The organism is Pseudomonas syringae group sp. 243L2 (genome assembly GCF_032587875.1).
Classification (GTDB): Bacteria; Pseudomonadota; Gammaproteobacteria; order Pseudomonadales; family Pseudomonadaceae; genus Aquipseudomonas; species Aquipseudomonas amygdali.
On sequence record NZ_JAWHPL010000007.1, the window covers coordinates 1 to 1,939 of the forward strand.

General features: G+C 57.2%; 2 protein-coding genes and 1 pseudogene. All 3 read right to left on the reverse strand.

Features of this window, described 5'->3' with window-relative positions; translation table 11 throughout:
* Window positions 1–734 (reverse strand): toxin VasX (locus tag RYB66_RS03915; RefSeq protein WP_316893863.1); only part of this gene is annotated, 734 nt, incomplete at its 3' end.
* A complete protein-coding gene (locus RYB66_RS03920; protein ID WP_005772052.1) occupies window positions 724–1,605 on the reverse strand; it encodes a DUF4123 domain-containing protein in 882 nt (293 codons plus the stop codon). The genes RYB66_RS03920 and RYB66_RS03915, both read right to left, overlap by 11 nt.
* A pseudogene (locus RYB66_RS03925) lies at window positions 1,602–1,939 on the reverse strand (type VI secretion system tip protein VgrG); the annotation flags it as partial. The pseudogene RYB66_RS03925 and the gene RYB66_RS03920, both read right to left, overlap by 4 nt.

The following is a 1,939-nucleotide window of genomic DNA, read 5'->3' on the forward strand; positions in this document are numbered from 1 at the left end:
TCGTCGACGCTGCCTTGCCAGAAAACGTCAGCACCCAGCGGTGCCCATAACGGATTTGTTTCGGCGTCTTCCGACAGCGGGCGAGCAGTGGGGATCGCCGAGTCAGCGAAACGGCCGTCGTCATTGACATGGCCCTTGTCGATGTCCGCCACCGCCTCGGCGATACGGTTCAATGGCAGGGTGTCCGGCTCGGCCATGGTGATGCAGTAGCCGGCCAGGTCGAGTACTTTCATCCACAGCGCGCGGCTTGGGGCGCTGGAGCGCATGTGCTCGCAAACTCGCCACGTCCATTGCTGCGGGGCAAAGGCGATGTGCAGTTGGTGACGTCGCGGGTAGAGCAGGAAGGGCTTGCCATCGCTGGCACCGCTCCGTTGGTCTCTGCCGATCTGCGCGTCCGTCCAGACGATGCGGCTCAGGTGGCCGTTGTTTGCTGAGGCGACATATTCATGCAGCGTCCCGGCCGTTTCGTCGAACACATAGATGTAGCCGTCGTACAGCTGGCGCAAAGTGTAGCTGCGTGTTTTCAGTATCGGCATCAGCGTCCATTTGCCCTGTTTCGGCAATGGTTTCAGCTTCTCGGGCGCGGCGTCGTAGCGGGAGCGATCCAGCGCGTAGCGCACCGGCACGATGGCGACGTTCGGTCCTCTGAACGGACAAAGGCTGGTGGCCGTCGCCGGAGTCTTGGGGAACAGTGCGGCACGTCGTTGCTGGTGTGTGCCGTGTTTATCGGTCATGCGGGGCATCCCTGTTGTTACGGACTTTTTGACGGTGTTCATCAAGCGCGGCTATGCGCAGTTCCGGGGCCAGGTGCTGATGCTCGGGGTATAAAGTCTGCCAGGAGGTGCAGTGACCTTGTGGCGAGTTGATGAAATCCAGACCCCAGTCGTGGCAGATGTCGGCCCATGTCGCTAATGCGTATTCACTGATAAGTCCCCACGCGAGCCCGCTGTCCAAAGCTCGATTCAGCCAGCTTTCGATCTGATCATCACTTTGCTTCACGAAGGCTTGCGGATCGTGAGCCTTGACCCAGTCATGAATACGTTCTTCGAACAGCCATCGATAACAGCTTTCAAAGGCTTTCAACTGCGGATCGCACAGCAGAGTGAAGCCCTGCTGAGAGGTTTGTTGCGGACGTTGATTAACAAATGTGGTGATGGTTGAGCCGAGACTACGCTGCCAACTGCGTAAAGGGGATTGGACCCACAGTTGATCTATAGGCCCGAGCGTCGGGCTCAACTGTTCAGCTCCGTAGCTGGATAGCCAGTAATGCATCACCAGCGGATCTGCAAAACGCAGCAGACTTGAGTTACCCAGGTAATCGACCGGGTTCAGAAAATGCTGCAAATGCGCCGAGACGATTTTCAAAGGCGCATCGCTGAAAAAAATGCAGCCGTCGGCCCGCTGTTCAGGATATTGGTGCCACTCTTCTATCAGTCTGGATGGATAAGGTGCGTGTACAAGTATCGGCCCTAGATCCATGACGCCAGCCCAACGTGTGCCCAGATACAGCGGAACGATCTCAAGATGCTCGTCACGCCGATAAAGTTGCTTTACGGCCCCAGACCGCAACATGCCATCAACCAACAGATAATTGGCCTGATTCATTTGTTTGCCTTCTCGGCTGCTTGTGCGCATTCCTCACAAAATGGCGTGCGTTTTATCGCCTGTGTCTGTGCGGGAACCAGCATTTCACCTGAATCGCCCCTATCTGGCTGTACTGCCAGATCTGGCAAGAGCGGGGCCGCCTCCGAGCCTTTCCCAGGACTGCCTCCTGAGTTGAGCTTCACCTGCGAGCCGTTGACCGTCACGCCGCCGGCGTCGATTTTGATAAAGGAGCCACCGGCTTTGAAGGTGATCTCCAGCCCTGCTTCGATGATCAGCTTGTTACCGGCCTTGAGATGAATTTCCTGCCCGGCGTGTGCCAGTAACCCATCAACTA